Here is a 17,052-nt window from a genome sequence, read left to right on the forward strand (position 1 = left end):
TCCGATCCATCGAAGCTAGAGGTCAAGCAATTTTAAGGTAAGTTATACCCTACAGGTTAACCTTCATCTTTTCTTTATGACACTGCTAACTGCATTCCGACAACTGTATGTGACAAATATTACAGCGTATTAAATTAAAAGTTTCTGGCACAACTCTATAAAGACTTGTGTATACACCAAAAATTTGTAAGCCAGAGGAATGAAAGTGAGGTTTTCCAGAACCCGTGAAAAATCAATCTATTGAACAGCTAACGAATATCAGCGTACCCTGCTGTACGTGGTCTAGCAGTCACCCTGGAGTAGCGACCAAAATATCCACTCGACCCCTCAAACGCTGTTTTTGCAGACTAATACCGACTCGCCAAACATCACCATCGAGTTGAGATTTAAGTACTTGCCGTACTCACGCACGCTTTCTTCCACTTGTGCAGCAAGTTCGCGAGTCGGAGTGAGAATCAACGCCCGGATTGGTGGGTATCCATTAGGCGTACCTTTGCTTTTGTTAGATGACAACCGATGCAAGAGCGGCAAGGTAAAACTAGCGGTCTTTCCAGTGCCGATTTGTGCCCCAGCTAACAAATCGCTACCCGACAAGACAGCAGGAATCGCCTGCATCTGAATTGGCGTGGGTTCGGTGTAGCCTCGTTCGGTAACAGCACGAATAATTTCATTGGACAAGCCGAGATCGGAAAAAGACATAAGACTCCATAAATAACATTGGCCTGTTGCCAATGATGGCGTCAGTCTTAGGCGAACGGATAAAAATTATTGAAAAGCTGGATGGGCAGTGGCGCAAAGATTGAAGAGCGAGTACCGCAGTCCCTCATTCTAACAGATTGCCGTATATTGCGTTGTTAAAGTTGCTCTGATTCAGTGTTGTGTTAAATTGGCATTACCTGCTTGTAAAGCAAAGTATTGAACAAATGGGAGAAATTCATTATCGCAATCCAAAAGCAACTGATTAATTCACAAATAAAATCACCTAGCGTCTTCTTAATTGACCATGAGAATAACAATCGTGGTCTGATCGACACGAATGAGGCGTTACAGCTAGCCGAAAGCTTAGAGCTTGACTTAGTTGTAGTCTCTCAAGGTAAAGACGCTCCAATCGCGAAGATTCTCAACTATGGCAAGCTTCAGTATCAAAAGAAAAAACGTCAGAGCCAAAGTGCTAGACCCACAGTAAAGGAAGTTCGATTCGGTCTAAACGTGGGTGTGGCTGATTACAATTTACGCATCGAACAAGCAGGTCAGTGGTTGCGTAAAGGCGATTCTGTCAAGTTTGCCATTCGTTTACGAGGCCGAGAACATCAATATCGTGACAAAGCGGGAGAACTGCTAGACCGAATTGCAAACGATCTCAGTCAAGTAGGTAAAATCCAGTCGCTGGATAAACGTGCCCTAGTTATTCAAGTTATTCCTGCCTAGTTATCTGGCGATCGCTAGAGGATGTATTGGTGGCAGCTTGTAAGGAACGAAACAAACCGGAGATAGTACTGTAGCTTCTATGGAAAAAACAGTCAATTACTCAAGGTGAATTTGACTTTCCGACCAAACAAGCGCCACGCGCTAGGATATATAGCAAAGTGCTGTTAGCGGTAGCGGGGCGTTTAGCCCATGCTAAGAATAAACAAACGTGAAATCAAGGCTTTTAGCAATCAATCGGCGCATTTAGTGATTAGGTGTGTAAAGGCATCAATCAGGCGATCGCTTTCCATTGGTACAATGTCCTGTCCATGCATCACATTTTGAGTAATATGAAAATGCACCAATGCTCCTAAGAGAATTCTTGCCGTTGCCTCTGGGTCAGGTATGTTTAATTCCGGAGCAGCCAAGTATTGAGTGAGAGTTTGGGCTACTGGCTTAATCATCGCCCGAACACAAATTTGAGCTAACTCAGGAAAACGACCAGATTCCCCGATTAGTACTCGCATAAATGCACTATGTTCTTTGTCGTTAAGCATCTGATCTAATGCTTTGGTTGCTACCTGGTGCAGTATGACGCCTGGTTCTCCCTCAATCGGTTCTGTGCCAAAAATGGAGCTGTTCTTTTTGCTTGTCAGTTGCTCTAACAGTACTTTAAAAAGTCCTTCTTTATCTTGAAAGTGGCTGTAGACTGTCGCTTTAGAAACACCTGCTGCTACCGCTACCCGATCCATGCTTGTACCAGCATAACCATGTTGAAGGAATTCTTGCATTGCCCCTTGCAGAATTTGCTCCACTTTATCAACGGAATTCTCTCGATCAACTTCGTCAGCTTTGATGCGTATCATTTATTAATCATCCTTTCTTGTAAGTAGGTCGGCCTAAAAATTTGTTGTTGAAATAAGGTAGGAGACAGAAGGCAAAAGGTTGGAGGGAAAGGGGTTTTAGTCTACTTTATATTTCTTTACATAGTTTGGTTTTATTGTGCCAACTTACTTAAACAATATTAATAGATGCTGCAAAATGCCCGCTACAATATGGCAAAAATAAATATACCCTTCGATAAAGCCCAAAAGCTTCTACCTTCTTGTAATAGATAAATAATCCCAATAAGGAATAATATTCCGCTACATAATGCCGAGCAAATTGATTGACAAGTTTAGTTATATCATATTGACTAAACTAGTCCGTTTAGTTTAGCATAAATTGAACTGTACAGTTTAGTACAAGTTGCTACTGGTGGTCAGGGGAAAATAGTATGGAGCAATACAGGAATTCAGAGGGTTTGAGGTCTTCTCAGAATCTTTTGCGATCGCCTCTTCTACTTGCAATAATTGCATCTTTTGCCATAGGTGGATTCAGTGTTTATACAATAATGAGGCATCAGGCTACAGGTAATGAAAAGCAAAAAGCACCAGTAGCAGTTCAGCCTGTGGTAAAAACAGTAACAGCATTAGGGCGGTTAGAACCAAAGGGAGAGGTAATAAAACTGTCAGCACCTTCTTCAATGGGTGAAGGAAATCGGGTGGAGCAACTATTGGTGAAAGAAGGCGATCGCGTCAAAGCTGGGCAGGTAGTTGCGATTATGGATAACCGCGCTCGCCTACAAGCTACTTTGGCTGAAGCACAAAAACAAGTTCAAGTTGCCAAATCCCGCCTTAACCAGGTAAAAGCTGGAGCCAAACAGGGAGAAATTGGAGCGCGTCAAGCTACGGTGAATCGTGTACAAGTAGAATTACAAGGAAACATTAAAACTCAGCAAGCTACAATTAATCGTTTAGAAGCAGAACTACAAGGGCAACAACGCAGCTTGCAAGCAACAGTAGCTCGCGTAGCAGCCGAGAAAGGTAATGCCCAAGCTGACGTACAGCGCTACGAGACTTTATATAAAGCAGGAGCAATTTCTAGCCAAGAAGTCGATAAAAGACGCCTAAGCGCCGAAACTTCTACTCAAGCCTTAATTGAAAGCCAAGCCACCCAGACAAGAACTGTAGCGACCCTACAACAGCAGCTTAACGAAGCAAAAGCCAACCAAAATCAAACCCTCGCCAGCCTGCAACAGCAGATTAACGAAGCAAAAGCTAACCTAAATCAAACCACTGAAGTTCGTCCCACAGATATAGCAAATGCACAAGCAGAGATAGACAGTGCTCAAGCCACAGTGGAGAAAATTAGAGCAGAACTGGCAGAGGCATACGTTGTGGCTCCTAAAGCTGGTCGAATTTTGGAGATTAATACACGAGCCGGAGAAACTGTTGGTAATGAAGGAATTGTGGCTTTAGGTCAAACCGACCAGATGTATGCAGTAGTAGAAGTCTACCAAAGTGATATCAAGAGAGTGCGTCCGGGACAACCTGTGCTGGTAAGCAGTGATTCCCTCCGCCATGAATTAGGGGGAAGAGTGGATTGGATTGGTATGCAGGTAAAGCGGCAAAATCTGATCAATGCTGACCCCTCTAGCAATATTGATGCCAGAGTAGTGGAAGTGCATGTGCAACTAAATAAACTATCCAGCCAAAATGCTTCTAACTTAACTAATTTGCAAGTCAAGGCGGTGATTGAACTGTGATTGGATTTATCCAGCAACTGCGGCGGCGAACGCCTTTAGGATGGCTGCAACTGAGTCATGAAAAAGGTCGTCTTTTGGTGGCATTGTCAGGTATTGCCTTTGCCGATGTTCTAATGTTCATGCAGCTAGGGTTTCAGAATGCCCTGTTTGAAAGTAACACAATGCTGCATCGCAGTATGCAGGCTGATATGTTTGTCATCAGCCCCCAAGCACGTAATTTAGCATATATGTCTAGCTTTACGCGGCGGCGGTTGTATCAAGTAATGGATGTACCAGGTGTAAAGTCGGCAGAAGGAATGTATGTCAACATTGTTGATTGGAAAAATCCCCAAACACATCAGAAAACGACAATATTAGTTATGGGTTTCAATCCCGATCGGCAAGTGTTGAACTTAGCGGATGTGAATCGCCAGATAGATGCTATTAAGCTACCAGATACCGTTCTGTTTGATCGCGCCTCTAGAGGAGATTACAACGAAGCGATCGCCAAAATTGAACAAAGTAAACCTGTCACAACCGAAATAGAACGGCGGACAATTACTGTTAGCGGCTTATTTTCAGTCGGAGCTTCCTTCATAGCCGATGGTACTTTAATCACTAGCGACCAGAACTTTCTACGACTATTTCCCAGACAAGAAGCCAGTAGTGTAAGTCTAGGTTTAGTGCAGCTGCAACCAGGCTATGACCCAAAACAGATGAAAGCAGCTTTAAAATCTCATTTAGATAATGATGTTAAAGTTTTAACCAAAGCAGAATTTCTCGAATTTGAAATAAATTACTGGAAAACAAATACGGCTATCGGGTTTATCTTCAGCCTGGGTGTAGCAATGGGGTTTCTGGTGGGCGTGATTATCGTCTATCAAGTTCTTTCTACAGACGTAAATTCCCATATCAAAGAATACGCCACTTTTAAAGCAATGGGATATAACAATCTCTACTTATTAGGTGTGGTGTTTGAAGAGGCGATAATTTTGGCGATTTTGGGCTTTATCCCAGGAGCGATCGCACCTTTAGGACTTTATCATTTAACTCGTAATGCCACCAATTTGCCAGTTTACATGACCGTAGCACGGGCCTTGACAGTATTAACACTGACAATGATTATGTGCATAATTTCTGGTGCGATCGCTACTCGGAAATTACAGTCTGCCGATCCCGCAGATATGTTTTAAAAAATGGGCATTGGGCATGGGGCATTGGACATAAAGATACTTACCCAATTCCCAATATAAAATTTAAAATTTAAAATATAAAATTGGTATGCCTCCTGTCATCTCTGTTAAAAATCTCGACCACTACTTTGGTCATGGTCAACTCCGCAAACAAGTTCTCTTTGATATCAACCTGGATATTAACGCCGGCGAAATTATTATTATGACTGGGCCTTCTGGTTCTGGTAAAACTACACTTCTCACTTTAGTCGGCGGCTTGCGTTCTGCCCAATCTGGCAGTTTGCAGATATTAGAACAAGAACTATGTGGCGCTAGCAAAGCACAACTTACCCAAGTACGACGCAATAACGGTTATATTTTCCAAGCCCACAACTTGCACGGTAGCCTGACAGCGCTCCAGAACGTCAGAATGGGTTTGGAAGTGCATAATAATATTTCGGCGGCAGAAATGAAAACCTGGTCAGCCCTAATGTTAGAGGAGGTAGGATTAGGAGAGCGCCTGAATTATTATCCTGATGATTTATCTGGAGGACAAAAACAAAGAGTTGCGATCGCTCGTGCGTTGGTCGGTCGTCCTAAAATTGTCTTAGCGGATGAACCCACCGCCGCCCTTGACAGTAAATCAGGACGAGATGTGGTCAATCTCATGCAAACACTAGCTAAAGAGCAGGATTGTACCATTCTCTTGGTTACTCATGACAACCGCATTTTAGATATTGCCGATCGCATCGTCTACATGGAAGATGGCAAGTTAGTAAATGATAGTGCTGTTGTTGCAGCTAGTTAGGCTGCTAGGTCTTCTAATATCGTGTTCGGTTAAAGACTTATCATTAAGAGGGTGTTTATAAAATAAATCTTAAGCAGTTGAGCAACGATGATTGTGGGCTAATCGACGTAAGATTAGATGCGTCATAGCGGCGTATATCATGGTTTCACTTGTTTGAGGATGATATTCGTAATCTTTGCTTAGACGACGATAGCGACCAAACCATGCAAGTGTACGCTCTACAACCCAACGTCGAGGCAATACTTTAAAACCTTCAGTGTCATCAGAGCGTTTGACGATCTCGATTACACAACCAATAAAATATCTAACCCAATCGACTAGTTTTCCTGGCCTACCAGCATCCGCCCAAATTAAATGTAATTTGGGGAAAGAATATCGAATTTTATTTAGTACAAGCTTTGCTCCGTCACGGTCTTGAATTGAGGCAGTATGTACAACAACGATTAAAAGTAAACCCATTGTATCAACAAGAATATGGCGTTTACGACCATTAATCTTTTTTCCAGCATCATAACCATCAATCCCTCCTTTTTCAGTTGTTTTAACCGTTTGAGAGTCTATAATTCCAGCAGATGGTTCTACGTCTGGTCCTTCAAATTTACGCAGTTGCGATCGCAATACGGTATGGATTTTTTGCCATACCCCTTTTCGCTCCCAGCGTCGAAAATATGAATATACTGTTTGCCATGCTGGTAAATCGTGAGGCATCATTCGCCACGAGCAACCTGCACGCAATATATAAAAATCGCATTTACTACTTCGCGTATATCTACCTCACGCTTTTTTCCACGCTTTCGCTTACGTTCTGCTGGAATCATTGATTTTATTAAATCCCATTCGATATCGGAAACGTCTGTGGGATAAGGTTTTCGACTCATGGCATCCGATTTAAATATGACGACTGTCTCTTTTAAAATACGTGTTTTGGGAAATGAATGCAGTGCTTTTTATTTTTTATTTATAAACACCCTCTTAGACCGCAGGGTGCAGGGAGCAGGGAGCAGGGGGAAAGAGGATTTTCTGATTTTTGCACAGAAACAGGAATTATAACTAATTAAGCGAACATGATATAAAGATATCTAATGAAATTAAATATGTGTTATCCAAAGCCTTGTAGAGACGTAGCAGTGCCACGTCTCTACATTATTTTTTGGAGATGTCTAATAAGTTTTTAACATCATGTCCGCCTAGTTAGTTATAATTCGGTGCATTTGTGCAAAAATCAGGAAAACCTCTTTCCCTCTGCCCCCTGCTAATAACTGCGATTTTAATAATAAGTCTTTAACCGGACATGATATAACTACCCATTTTAGATGAAATTTAGTACTCCGTATTGCATCCGAACGATAAATTTTAAATATTCCTTAACTTTTAAAAGTATTGGATAAAAATTTCATAATCTCTGTGTAGAAATCACTCTAAATTTTAGATAGACATAATTAGTATCTAATTAGATTATTTAGATTTCTTATTATCAACACGCTCTGATTTTTCATCAAGTAAATCATCAAAAGTTGACATTGATTGAAATTGTTCATAACTTTGACAAAAAACACTTATTTTATTTACTTAATTTGATGATGATTGTTGGCGCTGTTACAACCCGTATTTTTGAAACGGTTTACTATACCTAAGTACTTTCAGAAACCAAAGGTAGTTTTCTCGGAAAATTAACTTCTCAATCAATCAAAGGATTTGTTATTGTTTTATCCATCTAAATAACCTTATCTAAGTAAAATTTCAAAAATTTACAATTTTGTTATGGAGTTTTAAGTGATAAATCAACAAGAACTGATTAAAAAATTAGGAATTAGCAAATAAGTACAAAGAAAAACCTAATCTGTTCTGATTATTTTTTCTGCGCCACTAGTTAAGAGGTAAATCTATGGTGCGAAACTCAAAGCTAGGGTACAGAACGTTCCCTAAGTCTATTCTGCGTCCATCCGTTGCTATAGGTATAACTATATCTTTATTAGTTGGCGGAATAAGTTTTTATATAGTAAAACGTGGGCAAAATTATGCCAATCAAGAAGCACAAGTACCAGCAACACAATTGCCACAGTTAAAAACAGTAACAGCTTTAGGGCGACTCGAACCACAGGGAAAGGTAATTAAACTCTCTGCTGCGGTGTCTGCGGAAGGAAGTCGGGTAGAAAAGTTGTTGGTAAAGGAGGGGGATAGGGTAAAGGCAGGACAGACGATCGCAATTTTGAACAGCTGCGATCGCTTACAAGCAGCATTTAAAGAGGCACAGGAACAAGTGAAAGTAGCCCAGGCAAACCTAAACCGCATCCAAGCAGGTGCTAAACAGGGTGAAATTGCCGCCCAAAAAGCTGCGATCGCTCGTCTAGAAGCCGAACGCCAAGGTGATATTAATGCCCAAGCCGCGACAATTGAGCGATTCCAAGCCGAAGTGCATAACGCCCAAGCAGAAGACGAACGCTATCAGCAACTATATCAACAAGGTGCAATTTCCGCCTCTCAACGGGATAGCAAGCGTTTAAACTTGGAAACTGCCCAAAAAAGCTTGCAAGAAGCCCAAGCACAGTTAAATCGTACCCAATCAACTAGTCAGCAACAAGTTAAACAAGCCACAGCAACACTCGATGAAATCGCCGAAGTGCGCGGAGTGGATGTAGAAGCTGCGAAAGCAGAAGTTAATCGTACCCTAGCAGCGATGAATCTGGCAAAAGTTAATCTCGAACAGGCTGTAGTGCGATCGCCCCAAAATGGACAGGTATTTGAGATCCATACCCATCCTGGGGAATTAGTATCAAATGATGGCATTGCAGATATTGGACAAACCAGCCAGATGTATGTCATCGCCGAAGTCTACGAAAGCGATATCGGCAAAGTGCATTCAGGGCAGCAAGTACAAGTACTTGGTGATTCCCTCCCAATTGAATTGCAGGGAATTGTAGATCGCAAAGGCTTGCAAGTGCGACGGCAGAATCTCATTAACACAGATCCCGTCAGCAATATTGACAACAGAGTAGTAGAAGTCCACATCCGATTAGATGAAACTTCCAGCCAAAAAGCCGCCACCTTAACCAATATGCAAGTTAAGGCAGTAATTGAATTGTGAAATTTGTCATTTGTCATTAGTAATTTGTCATTGGTTATTAATTCTTCTTCGTTACTCCCTCATCTCCCTTGTCTCCTCATACCCCTACTCCCCCACTTCTGATAATGGGATTGATCAAACAACTGCAACGGCGAACTCCTTTAGGATGGCTGCAACTGAATCATGAAAAAAGCCGTCTTCTAGTGGCATTATCAGGCATTGCCTTTGCGGATCTTCTAATGTTCATGCAGCTAGGTTTTCAGACTGCGCTGTATGACAGTAACACCAGACTACATCGCAGTTTGCAAGCAGACATTGTTTTAACCAGTCCCCAAGCCCGTAACTTAGCAAGCTTGTCTACATTTTCTCGGCGGCGACTTTACCAAGCAATGGATATACCAGGGGTAAAGTCGGCGGAACCAATGTATTTTAACAACACAATCTGGAAGAATCCCCAAACACACCGTGAGACAGGGGTGTTAGTTATCGGCTTTAACCCAGACAAGCCAGCTTTTGACTTACCAGATGTTAACCAGCAGTTACAAGCGATCAAAATGCCAGATACTGTGTTGTTTGATCGTGGTGCAAGAGGAGATTATCAAAAAGCGATCGCTCAAATTGACCAAGGTAAAACCCTGACTACCGAAATAGAACGGCGCACAATTACCATTAGTGGCTTATTCCAAGTAGGTGCTTCCTTTGGCTTTGATGGCAACCTGATTACCAGCGATCAAAATTTTTTGCGGCTATTTTCTGGGCGACAGTCCAGCAGTGTCAGTCTAGGTTTAATTCTTCTGAAACCAGGTTATGAACCGAAAAAAGTAGCAGCAATGCTCAAAGCCTATCTTAGAGATGATGTCAGAGTATTAACCCACGCCGAATTTATTGAATTTGAAAATAACTTTTGGAGAACAAATTCCCCAATTGGATTTATTTTCAGTCTAGGTGTATCGATGGGGTTTGTGGTGGGCGTGATCATCGTCTATCAAGTCCTTTCTAACGATGTTAATGCCCACGTTCGAGAATACGCCACCTTCAAAGCAATGGGATATCGTAATTACTACTTGTTAGGTGTGGTGCTTGAAGAATCGTTGATTTTAGCAGCACTGGGCTTCTTCCCTGGATTGGGAGTATCCTTAGCGCTTTATCAACTGACTCGTAGTGCGACAAATTTGCCCATGTGCATGACTGCGATTCGGGCATTGCAGGTGTTAGTACTGACAATCATTATGTGTACCATTTCCGGTGCGATCGCCACCCGCAAACTCCAAGCCACCGATCCCGCTGATATGTTTTAAATTTGTCATTTGTCATTGGTCACAAGTAATCAATCTATTTATGACTAGTCAATCCATCATCTCTATCCAGAATCTCGACCACCACTTTGGTCACGGCTCACTCCGCAAGCAAGTTTTATGTAATATCAACTTAGAGATTAACGCTGGTGAAATTATTATTATGACTGGGCCCTCTGCTTCTGGAAAGACTACCTTGTTGACCTTAGTGGGTGGGTTGCGTTCTGCCCAATCTGGTAGTTTACAAGTATTGGAACGAGAACTTTGTGGTGCTAGTGCTGAAGAACTAGTGCAAGCACGACGCCATAACGGTTATATTTTCCAAGGACATAACTTGCATGGTAGTTTAACAGCACTCCAAAACGTCAAAATGGCTTTAGAATTGCACAAACATCTTGGGTTAAAAAAAATGCAAGCAAGATCAGCCCAAATGCTAGAGCAAGTAGGATTGGGAAATCATTTGCATTACTATCCCGATCAACTGTCTGGGGGACAAAAACAACGAGTAGCGATCGCTCGTGCTTTAGTCAGTCATCCTCAAATAATCCTCGCGGATGAACCCACCGCCGCTCTTGACAGTCAATCAGGACGAGATGTAGTCAATCTCATGCAAAAACTGGCAAAAGAACAAGGCTGTACCATCTTGATGGTTACTCATGACAACCGTATCCTAGATATTGCGGATCGTATCGTTGAGATGGAAGATGGCAAACTCAAGTCAAAAGTAATACTATCAGCCTAAAGTTAATTAGCGTATTCTCTCATTCAGTGTTGATTTATAAAGTAAATTTTAAGTGGGGCGAGGCAGACTCCTATTTTTACCTTACTATCATCTGTTTTTGCTAATTTAAGCGTTATTATGAGCTTTTCAAATATTTACTAGTATATATAATTTAATTTACCCTCACTGACTTACTTACCTAGTTTAAGTAATTTCCCTATACCGATTTCAACTGAACAATGTGATATTAGTGTCCAGTTGAAAAAGTGTCTAGTTGATTCCAAAATTTCCTTCAAGTATTGTTTATGTAATGACAGTTAAATTTTATGCTCATTGCCAATGTCTATACACCTTGGTTATTAGAGTCAAGATCAATTTCTTAAAATTACAGATAAAATGATTCGCCCTTGTAACCCATAAGTACCTGGAGAATTTCTGAAAATTTATGGTTGTCAGTAACATTGGCTTTAAGCAGGAAACACTAGCGATAATAAGCTAATCTATTTTCCAATACAAGCAAGGGTTTTTTGTAGTTCTATGATTATTGAGAATAGCGCTAGTAGTTCAAACAAAAAGTTGCTCGGTTTTGATGTCAAAACATTGACAGCCAATTGCCGTGCAATAAATATGTTAAAGGGAATATTTGCTGTTCTCCCGATCGCCTTGGCATTGCCTGTAGATGCTTTGCAAGTAAAGGTGATCCCAACTAATCCTAAATTAGGGGATACACTCTCAGTGGTGATTAATCTAGATAATCCAGAGAATGGTACAAATCCAAGAGTAGCCAGTGGTAAAAATACATACCCAGCTTTTGAAATTGCACCCAATCAGTATCGGGCTTTTGTTCCCACAACTCCACTAGAAAAAGCTGGAACTAGAACACTTCGGGTTGCAGGGGATGGTCAAGTGCGAAACTTGGCAGTGAATGTACTTAATCGTAAATTCCCTGTACAACGCATTACTTTGCCACCTGGCAAAGCCGGAGTAGATGCCACAGAGTATGAACTCAAGCGTGTGGCGGCTTTTAAGGCGCTACAAACACCAAAAAAGTATTGGAATGGAGTATTCCTGAAGCCAAATGCAGGGCGGATGAGTACAAACTATGGTGTACGTCGCTACTATAATGGTACATTTGCAAAAGACTACTATCATCGTGGTCTTGACTACGCTGGTGCTGCCGGTTCACCGGTAATTGCCCCAGCCGCTGGGCGAGTTGCTTTGGTAGGTAGGGTATCCCAAGGGTTTCGGATACACGGTAACGTAGTTGGCATCGATCACGGTCAAGGAGTAACCAGTATTTTCATGCACCTGAGTCGTATTAACGTTAAAGAAGGTGATTTTGTGAAAGCTGGTCAACTAATTGGTGCAGTAGGTTCAACAGGTGCTGCCACGGGACCACATTTACACTGGGGTTTGTATGTCAACGGACAATCTGTTGATCCAACACCTTGGCGAACTAAGGTCGTTAACTAGTAGAGGCAGAATTGATCCTGTCTTTGCATAATTTGTGTATTTTTTGCTGAGAATTACGCAAAATAAATTGGATTGATACCGTCCCTACCTTGCTTGCCCAACATAAGTGATGATAAGCGTTATGAGTATCGAAAAAATTGTAGAACAAGCTCTCCAAGATGGTTATTTGACACCAGCAATGGAAGCAGAAGTAGGTAGAATCTGTGATAACGCCTCAGAACTCTCAATTGAAGAGTATATGGCGTTGGATCGGCTGATGGGTGCGCTATTGACTGGTGAGGTAGTGGCGGTACCTCGCAAACAATTCATTAACGTTATGGAAGAATTGGTCTTGACAGAAGCGATCGCCCGAGTTGCAGAAATTGAAGCCACCAGTGAAAGTTCTCTAGATGTCGGGGATATTGCTGCTTACGCTCTCAACCGCCTACCACCTTTGTATGCTACTACAGAAGAAGGTGCTAACTTCCAGCGCCAAACAGCTCAGGCACAACTGCAAGACTTAATTTCTCAGCAAATAAGTGAGGCAATTAACCGTTACCTTGATCGACCCAATTTCTTTCCAGAACGGCAAGCCTTGGGTAAAAATACTGGCAATGAGGTTGTACGCCAAGTTAGTGCTTTACTCCAAACATACGCACCTAACTTTGAGCAAAAATTATAATTTTAAGAGTCATTGTCCTTTGTCCTTTGTCATTTATTTTAGACAAAGGACAAAGGACTAATGACTCTTAACTCTTAGCTAATTAATCACGTACTAACACTTTTGTCCCTAAACTCACTTGCTCATATAACAATCGGACATCAGAATTACGCATTCTTAAGCAGCCGTGGGATACAGCCGTTCCTACTAGATCAATATCCGGCGTGCCATGAAAGCCAATTTCATTCCGTCCATCTGACCAAAAACCAATCCATCTATCTCCCAAGGGACTATCCGTACCAGCCTGAAATACTTTGCCTGTAATTGGGTGACGCCAGATTGGATAGTGTCGCATGTGGATCACCTGGAAAGAACCTGTGGGGGTTTCCCAACCTTTTTTACCAACAGCAATGGGATAGCTGGCGATCACCTCGTCTCCTGCATATACATAAGTGCGGCGATCGCTTAAATCAACCACCACTTGCGTCTTGACATTTGCCAGCCTATTAGATGGTATTTGTTGGGCTGAAGCCTGAGACCATAGACCTTTTGCCCAACTATCTGCAACTGGATTTTGTCTTTCTACTTGCGCCACCAGCCGTGTCTGAGTTGGTTGGTTGCTTGCTTGAGCTACATTATTCTTAATAGTTTGGGGCTGAGTTTGAGGCTTAATGGTAGAAGGCTTACGAGTAGTTGCTTTCGCTAGATTCTTCTTAATTATTTGCGACTTAATAGCAGAATACTTGAGTTTAGAAACTCTACGAGTATTTGTTTTAACTAAATTCTTCTTAATTATTTTTGATTTAGTTTTAGGTTTAATAACAGAGGACTTTAGTGTAAACGTCCTCTGGGCAGTCGAGCCTTGGGTCACTTCATCAGGTGGCACAGATCCACCCAACGCAATTTCTCCCAAACTCACTTGGGAAAGATTTTTGTAGACTCCCTCTGTCCGGCTTCCCTTAATATTGGCTCGGGTAGGATCTCGCTGCATCAAAGTAGATGCAGACTTTTCATACTGCCGTTCCGCCGTACTAATGCGCCAATGGACAGCTAAGGATAAAAATGCTGTGCCAAAACAAAGCAGCATTACCATACGCCCTACAGATTCGTTTCTTACCATTGCCATCGCCTATTGTTTATCCCTGACATATCCAGCTGAGTAATTGGACGAGTTCATCATTCAATTATCAAAAATTTATCAATACTTATCATTTCCTTTGTAAATCTGCCAACACCTCTGGGCAAACTAAGACTATGCAAATTGTCCCAGCAGCAAAATTCCAACAAGTGAGCAACCTCATTCCTCAAAAGTTCTGAGGGTCGTAAGCCTCTCCTGAGACTTTTTGGTGGAACTCTTGAAATGTAGCAATCAATCATTAATGGTGTGGGTGGATGAAAAGTCATGTTTGAAAAACTATTGCTAGCGGTAACAATTACGTTTTCCCTAAATTTCTTTTTTCAAGTTCGCCTACCAGAGCAACATAACTCTAGTACTGCCTTCGGGCCACAAGCAGAACAATCAGCAACTATTCTGGTAACAAAATCAAAAAATTAAATCACCATCTTAGCAACCACAGCAACCTAACTTCCAGAAATTATTACCCAAATCTTAAAGGTATCAAGAAGTTAAAATTACAAAATTTTATCTTCATTTTTATAGCCAAATTTAATTATTTTGATCAAGCGTATATACCCAGTTGCTAAAAGTACCAAAATATGCCTTTTGTCGTGCCCTTGTTCGTTGATGGGTCTTAGGCAACTATGGGAGCAGTATAAGCAAAAGTGGCTCTGCTTATTGCTATAAATGTATCCAAAATTGTCTGCTTCAGTGTTCCAGTCATAAATCCGTCACCTGAGCATGGAACTTCTGTCCCATTAGCAGGTCTAATAGATAGGGATGATTTAGAGCCAGTACGATCTATGAGTCAATCGATTACTGTATCCTGGTCAACGGTTGATGCAAAGTTTCCAGAAGCATCAGTGCAAGTTGACAAACTCCCTAACCACGATTTAATTTTGCGCTGTCAAGCCGGACTGCGACCAGATCGTGCTGCTTTTGCGGAACTATTACGCCGCTATCAAAGTCAAGTTGATCGAGTTCTATACCACCTGGCTCCAGATTGGGCTGACAGAGCTGATTTGGCTCAAGAAGTTTGGATTCGAGTGTATCGGAATATTAACCGATTACAAGAGCCTGCTAAATTTCGGGGCTGGTTAAGCCGCATTGCCACCAACTTGTTTTACGACGAGTTACGGAAACGCAAGCGGATTATGAGTCCTTTGTCACTGGATGCTCCCCGTTCCTTAGAAGACGGTGAGATGGATTGGGAAATCGCCGGTGATACCCCAGGTCCTGAGGAAGAACTGACAACTAGAGAATTTTATGAGCAATTGCGGGAAGCGATCGCGGATTTACCAGAAGTCTTCCGTACTACCATTGTCCTTAGAGAAATCGAAGGCATGGCTTATGAAGAAATTGCCGAAATTACTGGAGTTTCTCTAGGAACTGTGAAGTCAAGAATAGCCAGAGCTAGATCGAGGTTGCAAGCCTACTTGCAAAATTATCTAGACTCCTAATTTACAGCATCTTGCCTCTGCCATTGGGTAGATTTTAAGTATAGATTAAGAATTACTAGAAAGACATAGATAGTTTCTGCCTAAAGGTAGAAAATTGGCTAATTTTCCCGAAATTCCCGCCCAGTTTACCCGTGTATGAATTGGTAATAATGTTAAGATGACTACTGATTCTCAGTTTTACGACCGTTCTCCTTTGCAACTTCCTCAAGATTTGTCAGATGGAATGGCTAAGCATACCAATGAATCAACGGGTCTTATGGATATGGTGAAGCGCGATCGCTTCGAATTATTAAGTGCTTACCTGGATGGTGAAGTCACAGCCACCGAACGCAGGCAAGTAGAAGAATGGCTAGCAAATGATGCCTCAGTTCAATGTCTGTATGCTCGACTGTTAAAGCTGCGCCAGGGCTTGCGGACGCTCCCAGTGCCAGCAGTCCAACAGTCGCCAGAAGAAACAGTTCAGCAAGTATTGACACGTTTGCGTCGTCGCTCTCCTCTAAATTGGATGGTGGGAGCTGCGGCCATTGCCGCTTGTGCGATCGGTGCAGTATCAGGCTTAGTAGGTGGTGGTTCGATGGTGCCGCAACTGGCACAACGACTACAAAGAGAACCTATACAAACGTCCTCAGCGTCTATAGTTCCCCCATCGCCGCTGATGGTGGGACTAAATAACCCGGTAATTGAAATTCCGAAAGCAGCAGTAGCCTCTCCAGAAAATTCAATTTATCAGGTACAGCCGCAACGACACGACCCCAAACAGGACATAAACTAATCGCAAAGTTAACAGTTTAAAGATTGTAACTGTACTTTGGGGTTAAAACACAGCCGCTCCACCAGCCCCCAGGTTGGAGGAAGCCTCCTAATCGATCGACTTTCTCTAAAGTCATTAAATAAACCCAAGCCCAACCCAGAGAGAGTGACTGTGGCTCATAAACCTCGATAATTTGTCGATTATAGAGGTTTTCTGGGGTTTGTCTATTGGGCTGGTAATCTTCCAGTACATCTAGCTCATTTAAAATCTTTGGGTTGGAAAAAGAGAGTAAATATCCGTAAACTTGGCTATCCCCTAGCGTCATCGCTGGGTAGCCCATTGGCAGAGCAAATAATTTACCTTGTACAAGAGCTATTTTGACATCAACTACTTTGCCACTACAGTATCTTTTATAGTTAGCTTCACCTGGTTTGAGCGTGCCGTAGACAAAAACCCGCACTAAATCAGAAAATTTTATATTTGATTCAACCATTTAAACCTTCATCAAATGACTCTCGTTATATCTGAAAGAGTCGCAGTTTGGGCATAATCAGGCTGCTCCTCAATCGCACTATATA

16 protein-coding genes and 1 pseudogene are annotated in these 17,052 nt (G+C 42.0%); 12 read left to right on the forward strand and 5 right to left on the reverse strand.

Features of this window, described 5'->3' with window-relative positions:
• Positions 1–292 precede the first annotated feature (292 nt).
• Positions 293–699 (reverse strand): annotated as a pseudogene (locus V7K89_RS12660) (DEAD/DEAH box helicase); the annotation flags it as partial.
• 216 nt (positions 700–915) lie between these two features.
• Between V7K89_RS12660 and infC the strand changes: the two are divergent.
• Positions 916–1,428: a translation initiation factor IF-3 gene (gene infC / locus V7K89_RS12665; RefSeq protein WP_335187538.1), complete on the forward strand. Its 513-nt coding sequence runs from the start codon at positions 916–918 to the stop codon at positions 1,426–1,428.
• A 230-nt stretch (positions 1,429–1,658) separates the two neighbouring features.
• Here infC and V7K89_RS12670 read toward each other — a convergent pair whose 3' ends face one another.
• Complete coding sequence (locus V7K89_RS12670; RefSeq protein ID WP_335187540.1) at positions 1,659–2,273, reverse strand: TetR/AcrR family transcriptional regulator; 615 nt, start codon at positions 2,271–2,273, stop codon at positions 1,659–1,661.
• A 410-nt stretch (positions 2,274–2,683) separates the two neighbouring features.
• Here V7K89_RS12670 and V7K89_RS12675 point away from each other — a divergent pair, with 410 nt between their 5' ends.
• From V7K89_RS12675 to V7K89_RS12685, 3 genes are all read left to right on the forward strand, one after another.
• Entirely contained in the window at positions 2,684–3,994 is a 1,311-nt protein-coding gene (locus V7K89_RS12675) for an HlyD family efflux transporter periplasmic adaptor subunit (RefSeq protein WP_335187542.1), read from the forward strand.
• Complete coding sequence (gene devC, locus V7K89_RS12680; RefSeq protein ID WP_335187544.1) at positions 3,991–5,166, forward strand: ABC transporter permease DevC; 1,176 nt, start codon at positions 3,991–3,993, stop codon at positions 5,164–5,166. Before V7K89_RS12675 ends, devC (V7K89_RS12680) begins: the two co-directional genes overlap by 4 nt.
• 88 nt (positions 5,167–5,254) lie before the next feature.
• Positions 5,255–5,953 carry a DevA family ABC transporter ATP-binding protein gene (locus tag V7K89_RS12685; protein ID WP_335187546.1) on the forward strand — a complete coding sequence of 233 codons (699 nt, stop codon included), beginning with the start codon at positions 5,255–5,257 and terminating at the stop codon, positions 5,951–5,953.
• A gap of 69 nt (positions 5,954–6,022) precedes the next feature.
• On the opposite strand, the gene V7K89_RS12690 is transcribed toward V7K89_RS12685, so the two are convergent.
• Positions 6,023–6,831 (reverse strand): IS5 family transposase gene (locus V7K89_RS12690; RefSeq protein ID WP_442941651.1). Its coding sequence is split into 2 segments (ribosomal slippage): positions 6,023–6,696 and positions 6,696–6,831, totalling 810 coding nucleotides; the frame shifts between segments, so codons are not numbered across the junction.
• Positions 6,832–7,841: 1,010 nt separating this feature from the next.
• Between V7K89_RS12690 and V7K89_RS12695 the strand changes: the two genes are divergently transcribed.
• From V7K89_RS12695 to V7K89_RS12715, 5 genes are all read left to right on the forward strand, one after another.
• Positions 7,842–9,038, forward strand: a complete 1,197-nt coding sequence (locus tag V7K89_RS12695; RefSeq protein ID WP_442941652.1) for an ABC exporter membrane fusion protein — start codon at positions 7,842–7,844, stop codon at positions 9,036–9,038.
• Between the two features lie 104 nt (positions 9,039–9,142).
• Positions 9,143–10,315, forward strand: a complete 1,173-nt coding sequence (gene devC / locus V7K89_RS12700; protein ID WP_335187552.1) for an ABC transporter permease DevC — start codon at positions 9,143–9,145, stop codon at positions 10,313–10,315.
• Between the two features lie 40 nt (positions 10,316–10,355).
• On the forward strand, positions 10,356–11,054 hold the full coding sequence (locus V7K89_RS12705) for a DevA family ABC transporter ATP-binding protein (RefSeq protein ID WP_335187554.1): 699 nt from the start codon (positions 10,356–10,358) through the stop codon (positions 11,052–11,054).
• Positions 11,055–11,570: 516 nt separating this feature from the next.
• Positions 11,571–12,506, forward strand: a complete 936-nt coding sequence (locus V7K89_RS12710; protein WP_335187556.1) for a M23 family metallopeptidase — start codon at positions 11,571–11,573, stop codon at positions 12,504–12,506.
• A gap of 121 nt (positions 12,507–12,627) precedes the next feature.
• Complete coding sequence (locus V7K89_RS12715) at positions 12,628–13,167, forward strand: late competence development ComFB family protein (RefSeq protein ID WP_190909652.1); 540 nt, start codon at positions 12,628–12,630, stop codon at positions 13,165–13,167.
• An 82-nt stretch (positions 13,168–13,249) separates the two neighbouring features.
• Here V7K89_RS12715 and V7K89_RS12720 read toward each other — a convergent pair whose 3' ends face one another.
• A complete protein-coding gene (locus tag V7K89_RS12720) occupies positions 13,250–13,867 on the reverse strand; it encodes a L,D-transpeptidase (protein WP_335187682.1) in 618 nt (205 codons plus the stop codon).
• A 681-nt stretch (positions 13,868–14,548) separates the two neighbouring features.
• Here V7K89_RS12720 and V7K89_RS12725 point away from each other — a divergent pair.
• The 3 genes from V7K89_RS12725 to V7K89_RS12735 all read left to right on the forward strand — a co-directional run bounded on the left by V7K89_RS12725 (position 14,549) and on the right by V7K89_RS12735 (position 16,495).
• A complete protein-coding gene (locus V7K89_RS12725) occupies positions 14,549–14,701 on the forward strand; it encodes a hypothetical protein (protein WP_335187558.1) in 153 nt (50 codons plus the stop codon).
• A 365-nt stretch (positions 14,702–15,066) separates the two neighbouring features.
• Entirely contained in the window at positions 15,067–15,723 is a 657-nt protein-coding gene (locus V7K89_RS12730; protein WP_335187560.1) for a sigma-70 family RNA polymerase sigma factor, read from the forward strand.
• Positions 15,724–15,880: 157 nt separating this feature from the next.
• Positions 15,881–16,495, forward strand: coding sequence for an anti-sigma factor family protein (locus V7K89_RS12735; protein WP_335187562.1), 615 nt, complete (start codon positions 15,881–15,883; stop codon positions 16,493–16,495).
• 16 nt (positions 16,496–16,511) lie between these two features.
• Here V7K89_RS12735 and V7K89_RS12740 read toward each other — a convergent pair whose 3' ends face one another.
• Positions 16,512–16,967: a gamma-glutamylcyclotransferase family protein gene (locus V7K89_RS12740; RefSeq protein ID WP_335187564.1), complete on the reverse strand. Its 456-nt coding sequence runs from the start codon at positions 16,965–16,967 to the stop codon at positions 16,512–16,514.
• Positions 16,968–17,052 lie beyond the last annotated feature (85 nt).

The organism is Nostoc sp. (assembly GCF_036917515.1).
Lineage (GTDB): Bacteria > Cyanobacteriota > Cyanobacteriia > Cyanobacteriales > Nostocaceae > Nostoc.